Here is a 21,131-nt window from a genome sequence, read left to right as displayed (position 1 = left end):
CATGCGATTTTACGCATGGGTTACATCAATATCAAATTGTTTTAATTCCCGAACAAGACGTGCAATTGGTAAGCCGACTACACTGTAGTAATCTCCTTGAATATGTTGAACAAAAATAGACCCTTTTCCTTGAATACCATAACTTCCTGCTTTATCAAGAGGTTCTTTCGATGCAACATATACGTCAATTTCCTCTTCTGTTAATTCCCAAAACGTAACTTCTGTACGCTCATAAAAAGTGACCGTTTTTTCTTTCGATATAATTGCCACACCTGTATATACTTCGTGTGTTTTTCCTGATAATAATTGTAACATTTCTTTCGCCTCAACCTCATTAGAAGGCTTTCCAAGAATACGCGACTCATATGTAACGATTGTGTCTGCACCTAACACAATGTGATCACTATTATTTTCTGCTACCGCAGATGCTTTTTGCAAGGCAAGGGACATAACAATATCAGGAGGTGATGAATACGCACCAATCGTTTCTTCTACTTCACTTACAACGATTTCAAATGGTACGCCAGCTAACTCCAGCAATTCCTTCCTCCGAGGTGATCCTGAAGCTAAAATAATTTTTCTCATATTTTCTCCTTCCTTTCTCACATGAAGCAGAACAATTTACATCAATCGTATCAAAGGAATAGTTTATCCACAAATGAAAGAAATATTATTTTCTCTAAACAAAATAATATTTCTTTACTGCATACGATTATATTCCAGCTATAGAGAAAGCACTTTGCTCTAAATTTAAAAGAAAAGAAAGAAGTATCTATACTTCTTTCTTCGTCATTTCATTATCTTATCATTTCACTTTTTGTGAAACAATTTTTTCATACGAAAGTATACCATCAATAACAACTTGATTTAATTTCGCCAAAGATTCTTTATCGCTCTTTCCGTCCTTCACTGTTTGCACAGCTATTGACGTATACATATACAGCTTTTTTACCTCCTCCTGCTTCATACTTTCCCCTACTTTTTCAATTGCTTTCCATTCTTTCTCAATTACTTCTATATCTTTTGCATTACTTTTCCCACCAGCTTGTACGCTAGAAGCATATTTTGCTAAATGAGTATATAATGGCTGTACTTTTGTTAAGAACGCTCCTATTTCTTTATCATCTTTAAGCAACGCTTTATCCGTAATATCCCAGTTCTTTTTTAAAACGGAGACATCATCATTTTTATACTGCGTCATTAATTGATTTATAGCCTGTTCATCGCTAGCAATACCAACAATTAGTGCATACTTATCACCGTTCGGTTTCAAAGCAGCGACCCCTCCGTTACCTTTCCATTCTTCAAGAGCGGCCTGTCCCGTTTCTTTGGAAGAATAAAGCCCACCTTGAACAAAAAATAATTTCATTGGCTCTAATGACGTTCCTGTCTGGGCTTTTTGTTTTTCCTCTTTTGATACTGGTGTTTGTTCTGCCGTTCCATCCACCTTTGATTCTTCATTTCCAGTCTGCTTCGAAGCCGTTACCGTACTTTCCCCTGTTGTCCCTTGTCCTGTAAGTAACTGCAGCATTCCCATTCCAAACGCCGTACCAATTATAATTGCAGTTGCAACAATTACAATTAATGTATTACTCCACTTCTTTCTGTATTTTTCCATGGGCGCTGATTTCTTTTTTTGAAACGGAACAACGTTTTTCGGTCTTTCACTTTCCACTACCATCCATTCAAACTCATCTTTCTTCTTCTCTTCATACTTCGCTTCTGTTCCATTTACCTTCACTGAGATCGTTCGTGATTGCTTGTCCATACACTCACACCTCACCTCTTGTCGTTGTCCGCATCATATCATATTCATTCCACAAAAAAACGAGATATTTGTCAGAGGAATTCGCCAAATAACCCTATATAATTATCTTATATGTATGCATTTGACTTCATTTGTAGAACAAAAAAACTAGATAGCAAAGGCTATCTAGTTTTTCTCGCGAATATATTTTCTAACTTCAGAAATGAAATATAGAGAACCCGTTATGATAAAGACATCATTTCCCCCTATCATTTCAACCTTTGTATCAATTGCTTCTTTCCAATCTTCAAAGACTATTTTTGATTCTTTTTGCGAATGCGCTGCAAGTTTGTCAGCAGAAATGGCACGATCAAAGGCGAATGTTGTAAAAATAATTTCATCGGCAATTGTTTCTAATTGACCTACCATGTTATGCAACTGTTTATCACCAAGCGCAGTAAATAAAACTATTATATTTTTATCTTTATAATGTGCCTCTACTGTTTTCACAAGACTCTCAATACCTTCTGGATTATGAGCACCATCTATTATAATATCAGGATTACTTTTCAGCTTTTCAAATCGGCCAATCCAATACGCTTCATGTAATCCAGCCCTTATTTCCTCTTCCTCAATTAAAAATGATACATATGTTTTTAAATACATAATTGCCATAAGTGCTAGTGAGGCATTTCCTACTTGGTGAACACCTTTCATTGATATTCGAACATCTTCAAAAGATGCGAAAGGACAAGCAAAATCAAAACGTTCCCCATCTTCGTTAGACTGTTTATGTAACGCTGTAAAATGTTTGCCCAGTTCATATAAGTTTGCATGATTTTCCTTTGCAACCTTTTGAATGACTTGCAATGCTTCATCATCTTGCACGCCTGTAATAACCGGAACACCCGACTTAATAATTCCTGCCTTCTCATACGCAATTTCTCCTAGTGTATCCCCTAAAATATGCATATGATCGTGACCGATATTTGTAATAATTGTGAGAACAGGATGAATAACATTCGTAGAGTCAAAGCGCCCTCCAAGCCCTGTTTCAAATAAAACAACATCACAGAAATTGATTTTACCGAAATAACAAATTGCCATGACAGTAATAATCTCAAACTCAGTCGCTTCCCCTAAATCCGTCTCGTCTAGTTTTTCAACGACTGGCTTTACCATGTTTACAAGTTCCGCAATCTCTTCATCTGCAATTGGCGTTCCGTTCACACTAATACGCTCATTAAATGTTTCAATGTAAGGAGAGGTAAATGTTCCAACCTTATATTTTGCGCCTTCTAGCATGTAGCGCATATACGTTAAAGTTGAACCTTTTCCATTTGTACCAGCAAGATGAACACATTTTATATGACGCTCTGGATTTCCGAGTTCTTCTAGCATCCAGCTCATTCTTTCTAATCCTGGTTTAATACCAAACTTCAATCGACTATGAATCCACCCTATCGCTTCTTCGTATGTATGTATCACGTATGTTTTCCCCTTTCAAAAGACAACCTTCATCATTCTATTATACGCAAAGAAAAGAGACTCACCAATATAGTGAGTCTCTAAAATACACTTTATTTCTCAAGATCTGCTAGACGTTGGCGAACTGCTTCGCGTTTTTCTAGGTAATCTTGCTCTTTCGCACGCTCTCCGTCAATAACTGCCGCAGGAGCTTTCGCTACGAAGCCTTGGTTTGAAAGTTTCTTCTGTACACGTTCTACCTCTTTATCGAACTTCTCAAGTTCTTTTTCAAGACGTGCTCTCTCTTCGTCAAGGTTGATAAGATCAGCTAACGGTAAGAATAACTCTGCACCTGATACGATTGCAGTCATCGCTTTTTCTGGCGCTTGTAAATTCGTTTGAATTGTTAATTCACTTGGGTTACAGAAACGCTCAATGTAAGAGCTGTTTTTCGTAAGTTGAGCAAGGATAGCCTCATCTTTTGCTTTAATTTGCATTTGAACTTTTTTGCTCATTGGCGTATTTACTTCTGCACGGATGTTACGAACAGAGCGAATGATATCAACTAGAAGGTGCATTTCTGCTGCCGCTTCTTTATCTTGTAAATCTTCGCGAACTGTTGGCCAAGCCGCTACTGTAATAGACTCGCCTTCATGCGGTAAATGTTGCCAAATCTTCTCTGTTACGAACGGCATGAATGGGTGTAATAGACGCATCGTTTGGTCTAATACGTAAGCTAAAATAGAACGAGTTGTTTTCTTAGCTGCTTCATCTTCACCGTATAGTGGAAGTTTCGCCATCTCAATGTACCAGTCACAGAAATCATCCCAAATGAAGTTGTATAATGAACGACCAGCTTCACCGAACTCATATTTATCCATGTTACGTGTTACACTTTCGATCGTTTCGTTTAAGCGAGTTAAAATCCACTTATCTGCAACTGATTTTTCACCAGTTAAATCGATTTCTTCATACTTCATATCATCCATGTTCATTAATACGAAACGTGATGCGTTCCAAATTTTATTAATGAAGTTCCAAGTAGATTCTACTTTTTCCATGCTGAAACGTAAATCTTGGCCTGGTGCACTTCCTGTTGATAAGAAGTAACGCATTGCATCTGCACCGTACTTCTCGATAACATCCATCGGGTCGATACCGTTACCAAGAGATTTACTCATTTTACGTCCCTGTTCATCACGAACTAAACCGTGAATTAATACATCTTTAAATGGACGCTCTCCTGTAAACTCTAAACCTTGGAAAATCATACGAGATACCCAGAAGAAGATGATGTCATAACCAGTTACTAAAGCATCTGTTGAATAGAACTTTTTAAAGTCTATTGCCTCTTCATTTGGCCAACCAAGTGTTGAGAACGGCCATAACGCTGAGCTAAACCATGTATCAAGTACGTCGTTATCTTGATTCCAGTTTTCAATATCCGCTGGCGCTTCAGTACCTACGTATACTTCACCAGTTTCTTTATGATACCAAGCTGGAATGCGGTGTCCCCACCATAATTGACGAGAAATACACCAGTCATGAATGTTTTCCATCCAGCGTAAGTATGTGTTTTCAAAACGCTCTGGTACGAACGTTACTTTTTCTTCTTCTTTTTGTTGAAGTGCTACTGCTTTTTCTGCAAGTGGAGCCATTTTTACGAACCATTGTGTTGATAAATAAGGCTCAACAACTGCACCGCTACGCTCACTATGACCTACTGAATGCATATGAGGCTCAATCTCTACTAATACGTCCGCTTCTTGTAAGTCTTTCACTAACGCTTTACGGCATTCGAAACGGTCCATACCGTTATACTTACCAGCTTTTTCGTTCATCGTTCCATCTTCGTTCATTACTAAGATGCGTGGTAAGTCATGACGGTTACCTACTTCAAAGTCATTCGGGTCATGAGCTGGTGTAATTTTTACAACGCCTGTTCCAAAGTCTTTTTCTACGTACTCATCGGCAATAATCGGAATCTCACGGCCTACGATTGGAAGGGTAACTGTTTTTCCGATTAAATGTTTGTAACGATCGTCTTCTGGATGAACTGCTACAGCTGTATCACCAAGCATCGTTTCTGGACGAGTAGTTGCAAGACGAATGTGACCAGAACCATCTGTTAACGGATAGTTCATATGGTAGAATGCACCTTGAACCTCTTTATGAATTACTTCGATATCAGAAAGAGCTGTACGTGTTGCTGGGTCCCAGTTAATAATATATTCACCGCGGTAAATTAAGCCTTTTTCGTATAATTGAACGAATACTTTATTAACTGCATCAGATAAACCTTCGTCTAATGTGAAACGTTCACGAGAATAATCTAGTCCTAAACCAACTTTCCCCCATTGTTGACGAATGTGAGAAGCGTACTCTTCTTTCCACTCCCAAGCTTTTTCAAGGAATTTCTCACGGCCAAGATCGTAACGTGAAATACCTTCTTCACGAAGTTTTCCTTCTACTTTCGCTTGTGTTGCGATACCCGCATGGTCCATTCCTGGAAGCCATAATACATCGTATCCTTGCATACGCTTCGTACGAGTTAAAATATCTTGAAGAGTTGTATCCCAAGCATGACCTAAGTGTAACTTACCAGTTACGTTCGGAGGTGGAATTACAATTGTATACGGTTGTTTCTTCTCGTCTCCTGTTGCTTCGAAATATTTGCCTTCAAGCCACCATTGATAAAGGCCTTCTTCAACGGACATATGATCATATTTAGTTGGTAAATTCTTTTCCGTGTTTGACATTATTTTCCCTCCTTAAAATAAAAAATGCCCCTCATCCAAAAAAGGACGAGGGACATCGCGGTACCACCTTTATTTACAAACAAATTCAGAATTTGCTTATACTCTTAATTTGATAACGGACAAATCCGTCTTTTCCTAATGAGAACTATTCCGTTCAGAAAAGATGCTCCAGGGCTACCTTCTAACATAACTATCTAGAGAATCTCCCAGCTAATGATTCTCCTCTCTGAAGACGTTTCATGTTATACTCTTCCCCTTCAAGGCATTTATATGATTGTTAATTATTATATACAATAGTGTAAAAAACGAAACCTTATTCGTCAAGATAAATTTAAGACTATCACTTTCCGGGCGAATATAAAAAAGATAAGTAGCATCCTCCACTTATCTTCTTTACCCCTCTATTTACGGGCGGTAATACCCCCGCCACTGATTAAAGTTTCACTTTATCCGTTCCCTTGCTGGGCAGCTTGTAATTGTGACAGGAAATATTCTACATTGCTAACGAGCCAATGTGATTGTTGCAAGCTCTTTACTCCGCGAATCTCATTTTCCTTATTGCGACTCTGCCTTCTTTTTTTATAAGACTCAATTTGCCGAATAAATTGCGATGGATAAGTCATGTAAGCATACATAAGCAGTTGCTCTTCTTTCGTAAACGGGAAGTTTTTTTGGTACATTTGATACCATTCAAAACGATCACTTCGCGCAATTGGATATGTGTTTAAAGACCGCGAATAAAACCCTACAATATCTTGCACAGGCGTTGCAAACTTCGATTTTTCTAAACTAATAAAATAGCCATTCCGTTCATAGTCAAATAAAAAATGATTAAGTGACACGTTACCATGCACAAAAGTAATGCGTGTTTTATCTTTTTCTTTCATCGCATCGTTCCACTCATTTAATTGCTTCGTTGCAAATTCACGCGCCCTCATTACATGATGATAGTACGTACAATATTGTAATTCAAACGGAGACATATACCACTTCGCTTCAGATTCTACAAGAAACTCTTCTAACATCTCACCATCATTTTCCCAACGATCGGATATACTTGTGTAATGTTTTTCTAAATCCTCTTCTGTATATGTTTCTTCTTTCACCGTTTTTTGGTGCAACGTTCCAAGTGTTTGAAACATTTTATGGTATTGATCATTATCCTCGCCGTTTCCTTCCGCACGTTCTAACCAAGGCATTAAATAATAATTATAAGTCCCGTCACTTAAAATATAATTCCCATCCGTCGCATGGTATATAGGTACATAATTTGAAAAACCTTTCTCCTTCAAATATTGAATATGATGTAGAAAGTTATTCCGCTCTAACTTTCTATCTTCTATTTTCTTTAGCGCATATGGACCTTGATTCGTGTAAATTTTCGTTACACTTCCGTGCTCTTCCATATGCTGCGTATCCAATCTATATTGCCTTACAATGGGTTCATAGCGATTTCGTAATTCAATATCCATACGAATAACCCTTTCTATTCAAAACATAGCCTCTAGGACAATAGGGGAGTGAAAGCACTCACCCCCTTATTTCGCCTTTGCTTTTGAAACGGGAATATAAATAATTTGTCCCGTAGTTAAATATATATCTTCTGTTTGATTAACACGGTATAAGTTTTGTACAGACGTGTCATAACGTTCTGCAACAGATTCAATTGTATCCCCTTCTTGCACGAAATACATTCTTAACTTCGTAAATTCTTCTTCCGGTTCTTTCGTAAATAATTGTGTTAAATAAAGCGCATTTTCATCTCGCTGTGAGTATGCTTCTTCTTGCTCTTCCTGCTTTTTCGCCTTTTCTTTTTGATAATCTTTTCGTCCAAACAATTCAAATTGCAGCGTCGTTTCTTGCTCCTCTTCACGCTCCGCAAATTCATGTTCTGCCAATTCCTCTTCCGCTTCTTCTTGCTCTTTTCTTTCTTCTAGCTGGAACGGTTCAAATGCGTAATCTTCCCATTCATCCGATTCTTTATAGGTTGGTTCCGCTACATGCGGCGCGGGTCTATTTTCATCCTCTTCAGCTGAATCATCTTCTAACTCAGCATACGCCGTTTCTTCCTCTTCATCCTCGATTCTTTCCTCATCACATAAACCTGTAATAGATATATCCGCTAATAATTGTAAGCAACCATTTTCCTTCAATTCATAATCAAATTCCTCAATTGATACATATAATTCTTCAATTACTTTCACTCGATTTCTTGGAATTGATATTTCAAGTGGAAAGGAATGAACAAGTTCATTCACCCCATCTTCCCTTGTTTCTACATAATCAATTGACTTTGCTGGCGATAGTTCTCTTAATGAATAGGCCGAATCATCTTGCCTTGCAACATACTCCCCCGTTAAATCTAACTGCCCTCTCACGATAACTTCATGATCAAGCTCTTCTATCTCAACGTCTGGATCTAACGAAATTGACAAAAGTTCTTCGACTTCCTGTCCTTTTTGGAACCAAACAGATTCTTTTAATGAAAATCGTAACGAATGATCTGTTGTCACTTCTTTTCCCCCTCCCAAACTATATGTCATTACAGATTTATGTATGTAAAGCCCACTTTATGAATAAAAAAAATCGCTCCCCTTATGGAGAGCGATTTTCTCTAATATATTATGCTTGTAACTTTGACATTGCAATTTCAGCCGCTGCAATCGTCGCTTCAATATCTGCATCACTATGTGCTGTCGATAAGAACAAACCTTCAAATTGAGATGGTGGCAAGAATACACCTTGTTCTACCATTTCACGATAGTAAGCCGCGAAGAATTCTAAGTTTGAAGATTTCGCTGTATCGTAATTAATAACCGGCTCATCTGTAAAGAAAATACCAATCATAGAGCCTGCACGGTTAATATGATGAGGAATACCATGTTTTTCAGCCGCTTTACGTAGTCCCGCTTCTAACATTTCTGCTTTACGCTCAAACTCTACATATGATTCTGGCGTTAATTGTACTAACGTTTCATAACCTGCTGCCATTGCAAGTGGGTTACCTGATAAAGTACCAGCTTGATAAATCGGTCCGCTCGGCGCAACTTGACGCATAATTTCTGCTTTACCACCGTACGCCCCTACTGGTAAGCCACCACCAATTACTTTACCTAAACAAGTTAAATCAGGTGTTACACCGTAGTAACCTTGTCCACAGTTATAAGCAACACGGAATCCTGTCATTACTTCATCAAAAATAAGCAGTGCACCGTTTTGTTCTGTTACTTCACGAAGCCCTTCTAAAAATCCTGGTTGCGGAGGAACAACCCCCATATTCCCTGCTACTGGTTCTACAATTACACAAGCAATATCATCACCGAATTGTTCAAAAGCGTACTTCACACTTTCTAAATCATTATAAGCTACTGTAATCGTATTTTTCGCTACACCTTCTGGTACGCCAGGACTATCTGGTAAACCTAGAGTCGCCACACCAGAACCAGCTTTAATTAATAACGAATCACCATGACCGTGGTAACAACCAATAAATTTTAAAATTTTGTTACGGCCTGTATAACCACGAGCTAAACGTAGTGCACTCATTGTCGCTTCTGTTCCAGAGTTAACCATGCGGACAATTTCAATCGATGGTACACGCTCAATAACAAGTTTCGCTAATTTATTTTCGATTTCTGTCGGCGCACCGAAGCTTGTACCTCTTTCAGCAACAGATTTTAACGCTTCAACAACACGATCATTTGCATGACCATGAATTAAAGGACCCCATGATAATACGTAATCGATGTATTCATTCCCATCAATATCATATACTTTAGAGCCTTTTCCACGCTCCATAAACAATGGATTCATACCAACAGATTTAAAGGCACGAACAGGGCTATTTACGCCACCAGGCATTAAGTCTTGTGCCTCTTCAAACGCCGCAATCGATTTATCAAACTTTTTCATTATTTAGCGCCTCCTTCTTGTAACCATTTTGCTGCATCTTTTGCATGATACGTAATAATTAAGTCTGCTCCTGCACGTTTCATGCTAATTAATTTTTCAAGCACAACTTCTTTTTCATTAATCCAACCATTTTGCGCTGCCGCTTTAATCATTGAATATTCACCACTTACGTTGTAAGCAACGATTGGTAAATTAAAGTTATTTTTCACATCACGAATGATATCTAAGTAAGAAAGAGCTGGCTTTACAATTAAGAAATCAGCACCTTCCATTACATCTGATTCTGCTTCACGGAATGCCTCCATACGGTTCGCTGGGTCCATTTGATATGTTTTACGGTCACCAAATTGCGGCGCGCCGTGTGCAGCATCACGGAACGGTCCATAAAATGCTGATGAATATTTCACAGCGTACGACATAACCGGTACGTGTCCAAAACCATTCTCATCTAACGCATGGCGAATTGCTGTTACGAATCCGTCCATCATGTTTGATGGTGCAATAATGTCCGCTCCTGCTTTCGCTTGGCTTACAGCTATTTTCGCAAGTACTGCAAGAGACTCGTCATTCAAAATAATACCATCTTCAATTACACCGCAATGACCATGGCTTGTGAATTGACATAAACATGTATCTGCAACTACTACTAACTCAGGGAACTCACCTTTAATTTGCTTAATGGCACGCTGTACAATTCCATGATCACAATATGCTGATGATCCAACTTCATCCTTTTCAGCAGGTAAACCAAATACAATAACAGAACGAATACCTAAATCAACAACCTCTTGCATTTCAGCTTGCAATAAATCTAAAGAGATTTGATATACGCCCGGCATAGAAGGAACTTCATTACGAACATTCTCTCCTTCTAATACAAAAATAGGGTAAATAAAATCTTCCGTATGTAAAAACGTTTCACGCACAAGCGCACGCATGCCCCCGCTTTGTCTTAAGCGACGATGACGATTAAATTGTAAAGAGTTCATAAATTTCTATCCCCATTCTTTTATTTTGTCCCGCGTTAACGGGCAGTAAGACTTCCATCTCAAAATTCGGCTAGAGCAAAGAAGTTAGATGGGAAATCAACTGCCCATAAACACCCAATTGGTGAGGGCTAATAATTAGTGCGAAATGAACCTCCCACTAATTAAAATTTCACTTTATAGATTCACAAATGCATTGTAGTAATGCTTCTACAGTGTACTCTTTCGGCACAATAACATGCGGAAAATAAAGGTTCGCTTCTTTTTCCGTAATAGGCCCTATACAAGCAATTGTACATTTTTTTGTCCATTCTCTCCAGTTTGTGCCCTCCAGTAAACGAACAAAACTATCAACAGTTGAAGGACTCGTAAATGTAATAATATTTACTTTCCTTACTTTCAATGCTGTTATAAGTTCTTGTTTTTTCTCTACATTTACTTTCGTACCGTATACGATTAGCTCATCTAGAGAAACACCAATTCCCCGAAGTTTAACTGGAATTACATCTCTCGCTAAATTCCCTTTCGGAAATAAAATACGCTCGTTTCCACTTAATTCTTTTAGAAACTCTTCTGCAAACACTTCTGCAACAAATGAGGTTGGAACAAAATGAACTTGATAACCCCTTTTTTCTAACTCTAATTTTGTTTTCACGCCTACCGCAGCGATTTTAATAGTTAATGGTAGTTTCTTTTCTAAACCATCTAGAAAAAAAGTTACACCATTTTTACTCGTAAAAATAACCCAGTCATACGAATGTAGCTGCCTTGCTGTATGGTGAATTCGCCTATGAGATGTGCCTTCCATACGCAAAAGCGGAATTTCCAATGGAATTCCGCTCCGTTCTTTCACTGCTACACTCATTTGTTTCGCTTGATGCTGGGCACGTGTAATCAATACTGTTTTGCCAGCAAGAGCATTCATATTTATTGTTGTCCCTTATTTGCAGCAAGAATGAGTTCTTTTGCGCCTTGTTTAATTAAACGGTCCGCAGCCTCTAGCCCTACTTCCTTTGGTTCAACGCCTACCACTGTCTCTTTTAATAAAACAGAGCCGTCCATAGAACCGACAAGAGCTGTTAATTCGATTGCATCATCCTTTGTAAGAGTTGCATATCCAGCGATCGGAACTTGGCATCCACCTTCAAGTTTATGAAGAAATACTCGCTCCGCTGCCACTGTTCTCTCTGTTACAGCATCATTCATATGCGATAACAACTGTAATAAATCGTTATCGTCCTCACGACATTCAATCGCTAATGCACCTTGTCCTACAGCTGGTACACATAACGTTTCATCTAAATGTTCTGTAATCACTTCATCATCCCAGCCCATTCTTTGTAATCCAGCTGTAGCTAAAATAATTGCATCATAATCTTCTTCTTTTAATTTACGTAAACGTGTATCGATATTTCCGCGAATCCATTTCACTTGTAAATCTGGTCTCGCAGCTAATAACTGTGCACTACGTCTTAAACTACTCGTTCCTAAAATCGCACCTTCTGCTAAATCTTTAAATGATTCTCCGCTTTTAGAAATAAAAGCATCACGAGGGTCAACACGCTTTGGTGTACAGCCAATCATTAATCCTTCTGGAAGTACGGCTGGCATATCTTTCATACTATGTACAGCCATATCGATTTCTTTCGTAAGTAACGCATGTTCAATTTCTTTAACGAACAAACCTTTTCCGCCTACTTTTGAAAGAGTAACATCTAAAATCACATCACCTTTAGTGACAATTTCTTTCACTTCAAATTCATATGGTAAACCAAGTGCTTTTAACTGATCAATAAACCAGTTTGTTTGCGTCAATGCTAGCTTACTCTTTCGTGAACCTACAATAATTTTGCGCATAATTCTCTCTCCTCATTATAAATACCAAAAGTGGAAATTAGATAAACTACTTAATAGAAAAATGTTAACTAGCATTACGAGAAAGGCCCCTACATTCCACATTACAATTTTCTTCCCTTGCAACACATCTGCCGCTCGTAAATACAAGCCCGTACAATATACAAATAGAACGACAAACGAACCGATTACTTTCGTATCATACCAATGAAAATTGTCCAATTTTGTATATCCCCATATGCATCCTAATAAAATTGCTAGTAAGAAAAAGGGAACAGAAAATAAATTTAACCCGTAAGACGTAGATTCAAGCTTCGGCAAATTCCCTAACCTTCTTAATCTCGCATTCCACTTTTTCTTTTTTAATAGGCGATATTGCAGTAAATACATAATAGAAAAAATAAACGATACCGTAAACGTTGCATAAGAAATAATCGCCATTCCAACATGCACGTATACAAGTTCTGAAACTAATTGCTCTGCAAGTACTGGCGACATCTTTCCGAGCGGTGTAAAAATAGAAAAAGCGCTTACGCCAAATGCTACAACATTTGTAAAGAAGACTAAAAAGTCAACGCGCATAAATCGATTTATGACTAACGACATCGTAATCAATAACCAAACATAAAAATAAATCCCTGATAATAAAGTTAAAATGGGATTCGTTTCTGAATCTGTCGCCCTAAGCAACATAAAAATAGACTGCAATACCCATACAATCGAAAGTAACCAAAAAGCAAATCGGTTCGCCTTTCGGTTACTTTGGAAATAATCTATAAAATATAAACTAATGCTACAAGCATATAAAATAATTGCAATATGATAAATAATACTGTTATTTAAAAAACTCATCCGATCATCCTTCCAAATTATAAAGATGGAACGGATGGTGTCCACACTCTTTTATGTTCTACTTCTTCCGCACGACTCTCTACTTCTTCCGTTTCTAAATCAAAAATCTTTGCAAATAACGCTAATTTTTCGCCCGCCCCCTCTTCAGCAGCTATTTCTTTTGCTACTAAAATTGGGTCTTTTAATAATTGGTTAATAATACTTTTCGTATGCTTACTAATTACTTTTTTCTCACGATCACTAAGATTTGGTATTTTTCGTTCAAGACTTTCCATCGTTTCGCTTTGAATTACAAGTGCCTTATCACGAAGAGCTGCTATTAACGGAACAACACCAAGTGTACTTAACCACGTTTTAAATAGAACAATTTCCTCTTCAATCATAAATTGAATTTTCTCTGCTTCTTTCAAACGCTCAGCACGATTTGCTTCCACTACTCCTTGCAGATCATCAATGTCATATAAGAAAGAACCTTCTAACTCATCAATTGCTGGATCAATATCACGTGGCACTGCAATATCAACCATAAATAAAGGACGACCAGAGCGCATTTTCTCTACCTTTGTCATCATCTCTTTCGTAATGACATACTCTGATGCACCAGTGGAACTAATTAAAATGTCCGCTTCTAATAATGCACATTGTAATTCACTTAAAGACTTTGCATGTCCCATATATTTCTCAGCCATTACTTCCGCTTTTGAAAGCGTTCTATTCATAACCGTTACTTTACGAGCACCGCTTCCGTATAAATTTTGTAATGCAAGTTCTCCCATTTTACCAGCACCAAGAATAAGTACATGACAATCTGTTAACTCACCAAATATTTTCTTTCCAAGTTCAACAGCAGCATAACTAACAGACATTGCACTCTCACCAATTGTTGTTTCTGAGTGAGCACGTTTTGCTAACGTAATGACTTGCTTAAACAATTCATTAAAAATTGTACCTGTCGCTTTTACTTGTTGCGCTTCTAAAAAGCTATCTTTTATTTGACCTAAAATCTGCGTTTCTCCAACTACCATAGAATCTAAACCGCATGTTACGCGGAATAAATGATCTATTGCACCATCTTGTTCAAAAATAGTTAAATATGGTGCGACTTCTTCTATTTCAAGCTGAAACCAATCAGCTAAAAACTTCTTAATATAATACCGTCCCGTGTGTAATTGATCGACAACAGCATAAATCTCAGTGCGATTACAAGTTGATACAATGACATTTTCTAACACGCTCTTTTGACTTTGTAATGTAGTCATTGCTTGTTCTAGCTCTGCTGCCTGAAATGTGAGTTTCTCACGAAATTCTACAGGGGCTGTTCGATAATTTACACTAACAACAAGAATATGCACGCAGCATGTCCCCCTTCACCCGTTTTATCACTTTATCTACTATCATAATACAACTTTCCTCTTATGAATCTGACAATCGTGTGAACAACCGATTATTTTTTATATATTCTCCGTATGTAATAAAGGAGATTCAGTAAAACTAATAAAAAGCTCCCTACTTTATAATGATTATAAATTAATAACTCTATTTGTACGTTACCAAAAAAAGTCCTCATAATCAAGTGATGGAAACTATTCCATATAAATTATAACATCATCTTTCCTATCTTCTTTCATCATGAAGGAAAATATGTATGATTGTTCCAAAATGTAGCACACACTTTCTCAATACAATGTATTTGACATTGTATTTATTTTTCGTTATATTGGTTTTACAAAATTAAATTGTGCACAATTTAAAAAGAAAGGAGTTATTCATGATAGAAGATTCTTTGCATCTAGATAACCAACTTTGTTTTTCTATTTACGCCTGTTCTAGAGAGGTTACACGTTTTTATCGACCGTATTTAGACGAAATAGGTATTACGTACCCTCAGTACATTACTTTACTCGTACTATGGGAACAAGACGGACTAACAGTAAAAGAAATTGGAGAACGTCTATTTCTAGATTCCGGCACGTTAACACCTATGTTAAAACGGATGGAATCATTAAACCTTGTAAAACGTGTTCGTTCAAAAGAAGATGAGCGAAAAGTTTGTATTGAATTAACAGAACAAGGTAAAGATTTAAAAGAAAAGGCTTGTTCATTACCGAAAACGATGGCTACAAATTTAGGAATTACAGAGCAAGAGTATCGTTCTTTATTAATCCAATTAAATAAACTAATTGAAACAATGAAAACAATAAATGATAGAAAAGGGGAATAAACATGGATAAATTATATACTGCTTCAGTAACAGCAACAGGTGGAAGAAACGGGAAAGTAGTTTCAGATGATGGCATATTAAATCTTGATGTAAAAATGCCGAAAGCATTAGGTGGTGCTGGCGGGGAAGCAACAAACCCTGAGCAACTATTTGCCGCTGGTTATGCCGCTTGTTTTGATAGTGCATTGCAACTTGTCATTCGTACAAAACGAGTGAAAGTGGAAAGTACAGAAGTAACTGCTCACGTTTCTATCGGAAAAGATACAGATGGTGGTTTTGGACTATCTGCTGTACTTGACGTACATGTCGCTGGCGTTTCTCATGCCGAAGCACAAGAACTTGTAGAAGCCGCTCACGGTGTATGTCCGTACTCTAAAGCAACACGAGGGAATATTGAAGTAACATTAAACGTACGCTAAAAATTTATACAAACAAAAAAACGCGCGACATTCGTCACGCGTTTTTTGTTTTTGTCATTTTATGAATTGCCTTCCACGCTTCTTCTTTTCCAAGTCCTGTTTCAGAAGAGAATAGAACGATTTCATCGCCAATTTCAACAGCAAGCGTTTCTTTTACAACTTTTAAATGCTTTTGCCATTTCCCTTTCGGAATTTTATCGGCTTTCGTCGCAATAATAATTGTTGGAATTTCATAATGCTTTAAGAAATCATACATCATCACATCATCGTTTGTTGGTTGGTGACGTAAATCTACTACTAATACAGCTGCATCTAATTGCTCACGTGTTGTAAAGTACGTTTCAATCATCTTGCCCCATGCTGCACGTTCCGTTTTAGATACTTTCGCATATCCATAACCTGGAACGTCAACAAAATGCATCATTTCATTGATTAAGAAAAAGTTCAGCGTTTGCGTTTTTCCTGGTTTAGAAGAAATACGTACTAACTTTTTACGATTTAAAATTTTATTAATAAAGGAAGACTTCCCGACATTTGAACGACCTGCTAATGCAATTTCTGGTAAATCACTGTCTGGATATTGTTCTGGTTTAACAGCACTAATTACAATATCTGCTTTTGTTACTTTCATTGTTTCACTCCTACTAATGCGTGCTCCAATACTTCGTCTAAATGAGATGCAAGCACAAACGTAAGATTTTCTTTTACGCTTTCTGGAATATCATCTAAATCTTTCTCGTTCTCTGCTGGCAAAATAATTTTTGTTAAGCCTGCGCGATGAGCACTTAATGTTTTTTCTTTCAATCCACCAATTGGTAATACACGGCCACGAAGTGTAATTTCACCTGTCATACCAACTTCTTTACTTACAGGAATACCTGTTAGTGCAGAAATAAGTGCCGTTGCCATCGTAATACCTGCTGACGGTCCATCTTTTGGAACTGCTCCTTCTGGAACGTGAATATGAATATCATTTTTCTCATGGAAATTTGGATCGATATGAAGCTCTTCGGCACGAGAACGAATATAGCTAAACGCAGCTTGTGCTGATTCTTTCATAACATCCCCAAGTTTCCCTGTTAAAATTAATTTCCCTTTACCTGGCGCTACAGACACTTCAATTGCAAGTGTATCGCCGCCCGCTGCTGTATACGCTAACCCGGTTGCCATTCCGACTTGGTCTGTTTTCTCTGCTTGCCCATAACGGAATATGTGTTTACCAAGTAAATCTACAATATTTTTCTCTGTCACAACAATACGTTTACGTTCCGCTGTAACGATAATTTTCGCTGCTTTACGACAAACTTTTGCAATTTGGCGCTCTAGCGTACGAACACCAGCCTCACGTGTATAATAACGAATAATTTCAAGAAGCGCTTCATCACGTACTTGTAAATTACCTTTTCGCAAGCCATGCTCTTTTAATTGTTTCGGCAATAAATGCTCTCGAGCAATATGCACCTTTTCCAGTTCTGTATACCCAGCAATCGAAATAATTTCCATACGGTCAAGTAATGGACCCGGAATACTCGAAAGTGTATTAGCGGTTGCTACAAACATAACTTTCGATAGATCATATGGTTCTTCAATGTAATGATCACTGAAGTTATGATTTTGTTCTGGATCTAACACTTCAAGTAATGCTGCTGATGGATCACCACGGAAATCGTTAGACATTTTATCAATCTCATCTAATAAGAAGACTGGATTAACTGTTTTCGCCTTTTTCATACCTTGAATAATGCGTCCCGGCATTGCTCCAACGTATGTACGACGGTGACCACGAATTTCAGATTCATCACGCACACCACCAAGGGATACACGGACAAAATTACGATTTAATGATGTCGCAATTGAACGAGCTAACGAAGTTTTCCCGACCCCTGGAGGGCCTACTAAACAAAGGATAGGTCCTTTTAATGAGTTCGTCAATTTTTGTACAGCTAAATATTCAAGCACTCGCTCTTTTACTTTTTCAAGACCGTAATGATCTTTGTTTAAAATCTCTTCAGAATGAACAAGATCAATCATATCCTCTGTCGCTTCTGTCCACGGAAGTGCTAATAACCAATCAATATAATTGCGAATAACACCGCTCTCCGCAGAACTTGCTGGTAGCTTTTCATAACGATCTAATTCTTTCAGTGCAGCCTTCGTTGTTTCTTCAGGCATTCCTGACTGTTCAATTTTCTCACGAAGTTCTTCAACTTCCCCGCCCTTACCTTCTTTATCGCCAAGTTCAGTTTGAATCGCCTTCATTTGCTCACGTAAGAAATATTCTTTTTGCGTGCGTTCCATTGAACGTTTCACTTTTTGTCCAATTTTCTTTTCTAAACTAAGTAACTCTTGTTCATCTTGAATAATTGAAATAAGTGTATGTAATCGTTCTTTCACAGATACAATCTCTAAAATTTCTTGTTTCTGTTTCGTTTTAATTGGCAAGTGAGAAGCAATTAAATCAGCTAGTCTTCCTGGTTCTTCTACATCAGCTACCGTTGCAAATGTTTCATTTGATACTTTTTTCGAAACTTTAATATATTGTTCGAAATGCTCCAGTAACGTACGCATAAGAGCTTTCTCTTCTAAATCATCTTCCACTTCTTCAGTTACCGTTTTAATAGAAACTTGTACTACATTTTCTTCTTCGATAAACTCTACTACTTCTGCTCTATGTAAACCTTCTACAAGGACACGAAGCGTACCGTTCGGCAATTTTAACATTTGCTTTACTTTCGCCACTGTACCTACACTATATATGTCATCTTCTTTCGGATCATCGATATTCATTTCTTTTTGCATCGCTAAAAAGATGATATTTTCATCCATTGCCGCCTGCTCTAGTGCCTGTATCGATTTATCACGTCCTACATCAAGATGCAGAACCATCGTTGGATATACGAGAACGCCTCTTAATGGTAGGAGGGGTACGATTCTTTCATTCGTATTCATACTAGACATAGCACCTCCATAATAAATTAAACTCCTGTTCAACTATTTTATATTACAATACATCTAGATGCAATTGCAGAGATTCTGAGCAATTGTAAATCCCTTGTTTTTTCTCCCTTATGAAAAGAAAAAAAGACTCCGCTTAAGCATACAAACTTAAACGAAGTCTGGCAAATTTTATTATCATTCATTCTCACATGGATTGTGCATCTGTTTCGTCTACAGTAGTATGTACATCAAGCTCTCGATGCATATTTTCCTGCATAAATGTTAGCTCAAATACTTCTTTTAACTTACGAACAGGAATGATTTCAATTCCCTTTATTGTGTACAAAAACGGTTGCATGTTTTCAGCAGGAATAATGACTTTCTTAGCTCCTGCTTTTTTCGCAGCCTTTATTTTTGCGTACACACCACCAATAGGCTTCACTTCTCCATGTATACTTATTTCACCTGTCATCGCCACTTCATTATTCACGTATGTACGATGCACGGCTGAGTAAACACCCGTTGCCATAGCAATCCCTGCAGAAGGACCATCGATCGGGATACCACCTGGAAAATTAATATGTATATCGTACCCTTCTGGTAACACATCTAAAGAACGAAGTACTGTTAATACATTATCTACAGAACCTTTCGCCATACTTTTACGACGAATTGATTTCGTTTGGCTACCAATACTTTCCTCTTCTACAATACCGGTAACATTTACCGACCCTTTATCTTTCGCCGTGATTGCTGTTACTTCTATTTCTAATAACGCTCCTGTATTCGGTCCGTATACAGCAAGTCCGTTTACAAGACCGATCCTCGGAATAGGGTAAATACGTTTTTCATATTTCGGTGTAAGCTGACTAGAATGAACAACCCACTCTATATCTTCATCTTTAATGAAAGAACGTTCTTCATTTATCGCCATACCAGCAGAGATTTGCACGAGATTAATTGCTTCTCGTCCATTCCTTGCATACATACCAATCATTTCAATACCGTTCTCACCGATTTGCATTTCCACTTTGTCGGCTGCATTCTTCGCTACTTTTTGAATTTCTTCTGTATCTAGCTCACGGAAAAATACCTCTAAGCAACGAGACCGAATAGCAGGTGGAATTTCCTCTGGTGAACGTGTTGTCGCTCCAACTAAGCGGAAATCTGCTGGTAAACCTTTTTGAAAAATATCATGTATATACGTTGGAATCATCGTATTCTCTTCACTATAGTACGCACTTTCTAAAAATACTTTTCGATCTTCTAACACCTTTAACATTTTGTTCATTTGAATCGGATGTAGTTCACCAATTTCATCAATAAACAAAATACCACCATGTGCATCTGTTACTGCGCCTTTTTTCGGTTGTGGAATACCTGCTTGCCCCATCGCACCAGCACCTTGATAAATCGGATCATGAACCGAGCCAATTAAAGGATCTGCAATACCACGTTCATCAAACCGAGCTGTCGTCGCATCAAGTTCGATAAATGTTGCATTCGTACGAAATGGAGATTTCGGATTTCGTTTCGCCTCTTCTAATACAAGACGCGCTGCCGCTGTCTTTCCGACACCTGGCGGGCCATATATGATTACATGTTGCGGATTCGGACCACAAAGAGCCGCTTTTAACGACTTAATCCCGTCTTCTTGCCCTACAATATCTAAAAAGGATGTAGGGCGCACTTTTTCCGCAAGCGGCTCTGTTAGAGAAATCTCACGCATTTTACGAAGCTGTTCTAATTCTTTTTTTGATTCTCGATCAATTGAAACTTTTTGTGTTCGCTGATTTCGAAGTAAGTGCCAAAAATATAATCCGACAATTACACCAAAAACAAGTTGAACAAGTAAAAATATATTTGTCCAGCTCATCATTTATTTCCTCCCGCAATGTTTTATCATTTAGTATTTCCGCGGAAGAACGTAGCTAAACATAAAGAAAAACAGCAATTATAAAAATTGCTGTTTCTCTT

General features: G+C 37.8%; 17 protein-coding genes and 1 other annotated feature. Of the genes, 2 read left to right on the top strand and 15 right to left on the bottom strand.

Features of this window, described 5'->3' with window-relative positions; all coding sequences use genetic code 11:
• Positions 1-9: 9 nt before the first annotated feature.
• The 12 genes from JDS95_RS10825 to hemA form a co-directional block, all read right to left on the bottom strand.
• Positions 10-585, bottom strand: coding sequence for a Maf family protein (locus JDS95_RS10825; protein ID WP_001226282.1), 576 nt, complete (start codon positions 583-585; stop codon positions 10-12).
• 220 nt (positions 586-805) lie between these two features.
• Positions 806-1,768, bottom strand: a complete 963-nt coding sequence (locus tag JDS95_RS10820) for a hypothetical protein (RefSeq protein ID WP_000361019.1) — start codon at positions 1,766-1,768, stop codon at positions 806-808.
• A 165-nt stretch (positions 1,769-1,933) separates the two neighbouring features.
• Complete coding sequence (locus JDS95_RS10815) at positions 1,934-3,235, bottom strand: bifunctional folylpolyglutamate synthase/dihydrofolate synthase (protein WP_000582090.1); 1,302 nt, start codon at positions 3,233-3,235, stop codon at positions 1,934-1,936.
• Positions 3,236-3,327: 92 nt separating this feature from the next.
• A complete protein-coding gene (locus tag JDS95_RS10810; protein ID WP_000072226.1) occupies positions 3,328-5,973 on the bottom strand; it encodes a valine--tRNA ligase in 2,646 nt (881 codons plus the stop codon).
• Positions 5,974-6,011: 38 nt separating this feature from the next.
• Positions 6,012-6,243: a binding site (T-box leader), on the bottom strand.
• 176 nt (positions 6,244-6,419) lie between these two features.
• Positions 6,420-7,445 (bottom strand): spore coat protein YsxE, encoded by a 1,026-nt coding sequence (gene ysxE, locus JDS95_RS10805; RefSeq protein WP_000350668.1) that lies wholly within the window; start codon positions 7,443-7,445, stop codon positions 6,420-6,422.
• Between the two features lie 66 nt (positions 7,446-7,511).
• The gene (gene spoVID, locus JDS95_RS10800; protein WP_002045157.1) at positions 7,512-8,516 is read right to left on the bottom strand and encodes a stage VI sporulation protein D; all 1,005 of its coding nucleotides are present in this window, start codon (positions 8,514-8,516) and stop codon (positions 7,512-7,514) included.
• A 79-nt stretch (positions 8,517-8,595) separates the two neighbouring features.
• Positions 8,596-9,885, bottom strand: coding sequence for a glutamate-1-semialdehyde 2,1-aminomutase (gene hemL, locus JDS95_RS10795; protein WP_000712944.1), 1,290 nt, complete (start codon positions 9,883-9,885; stop codon positions 8,596-8,598).
• Positions 9,885-10,874, bottom strand: a complete 990-nt coding sequence (gene hemB / locus JDS95_RS10790) for a porphobilinogen synthase (protein ID WP_001087053.1) — start codon at positions 10,872-10,874, stop codon at positions 9,885-9,887. The genes hemL and hemB overlap by 1 nt, the downstream gene beginning before the upstream one ends.
• A gap of 169 nt (positions 10,875-11,043) precedes the next feature.
• On the bottom strand, positions 11,044-11,796 hold the full coding sequence (gene hemD, locus JDS95_RS10785; protein WP_000992363.1) for a uroporphyrinogen-III synthase: 753 nt from the start codon (positions 11,794-11,796) through the stop codon (positions 11,044-11,046).
• A gap of 2 nt (positions 11,797-11,798) precedes the next feature.
• Positions 11,799-12,728, bottom strand: a complete 930-nt coding sequence (hemC, locus tag JDS95_RS10780; RefSeq protein ID WP_001226434.1) for a hydroxymethylbilane synthase — start codon at positions 12,726-12,728, stop codon at positions 11,799-11,801.
• A gap of 15 nt (positions 12,729-12,743) precedes the next feature.
• On the bottom strand, positions 12,744-13,577 hold the full coding sequence (locus JDS95_RS10775) for a cytochrome c biogenesis protein (RefSeq protein WP_000009004.1): 834 nt from the start codon (positions 13,575-13,577) through the stop codon (positions 12,744-12,746).
• Between the two features lie 17 nt (positions 13,578-13,594).
• The gene (gene hemA / locus JDS95_RS10770) at positions 13,595-14,929 is read right to left on the bottom strand and encodes a glutamyl-tRNA reductase (protein ID WP_000547854.1); all 1,335 of its coding nucleotides are present in this window, start codon (positions 14,927-14,929) and stop codon (positions 13,595-13,597) included.
• Positions 14,930-15,345: 416 nt separating this feature from the next.
• Between hemA and JDS95_RS10765 the strand changes: the two genes are divergently transcribed.
• Together JDS95_RS10765 and JDS95_RS10760 are read left to right on the top strand one after the other, a co-directional pair.
• Positions 15,346-15,798 (top strand): MarR family winged helix-turn-helix transcriptional regulator, encoded by a 453-nt coding sequence (locus JDS95_RS10765; protein ID WP_000568748.1) that lies wholly within the window; start codon positions 15,346-15,348, stop codon positions 15,796-15,798.
• A 2-nt stretch (positions 15,799-15,800) separates the two neighbouring features.
• Positions 15,801-16,217, top strand: coding sequence for an organic hydroperoxide resistance protein (locus JDS95_RS10760; protein WP_000359777.1), 417 nt, complete (start codon positions 15,801-15,803; stop codon positions 16,215-16,217).
• A gap of 34 nt (positions 16,218-16,251) precedes the next feature.
• On the opposite strand, the gene ysxC is transcribed toward JDS95_RS10760, so the two are convergent.
• From ysxC to lonB, 3 genes are all read right to left on the bottom strand, one after another.
• A complete protein-coding gene (gene ysxC, locus JDS95_RS10755) occupies positions 16,252-16,848 on the bottom strand; it encodes a ribosome biogenesis GTP-binding protein YsxC (protein ID WP_000869123.1) in 597 nt (198 codons plus the stop codon).
• Positions 16,845-19,175: an endopeptidase La gene (gene lon / locus JDS95_RS10750; protein WP_000097313.1), complete on the bottom strand. Its 2,331-nt coding sequence runs from the start codon at positions 19,173-19,175 to the stop codon at positions 16,845-16,847. The genes ysxC and lon overlap by 4 nt, the downstream gene beginning before the upstream one ends.
• A gap of 184 nt (positions 19,176-19,359) precedes the next feature.
• Entirely contained in the window at positions 19,360-21,030 is a 1,671-nt protein-coding gene (gene lonB, locus JDS95_RS10745; RefSeq protein ID WP_033661375.1) for an ATP-dependent protease LonB, read from the bottom strand.
• Between the last annotated feature and the right edge of the window lie 101 nt (positions 21,031-21,131).

The organism is Bacillus cereus group sp. N24 (assembly GCF_016483345.1).
Taxonomy (GTDB): Bacteria; Bacillota; Bacilli; order Bacillales; family Bacillaceae_G; genus Bacillus_A; species Bacillus_A toyonensis.
Note: the sequence above shows the minus strand (reverse complement) of the source record. Positions and strands in the feature narration are given on the sequence as shown.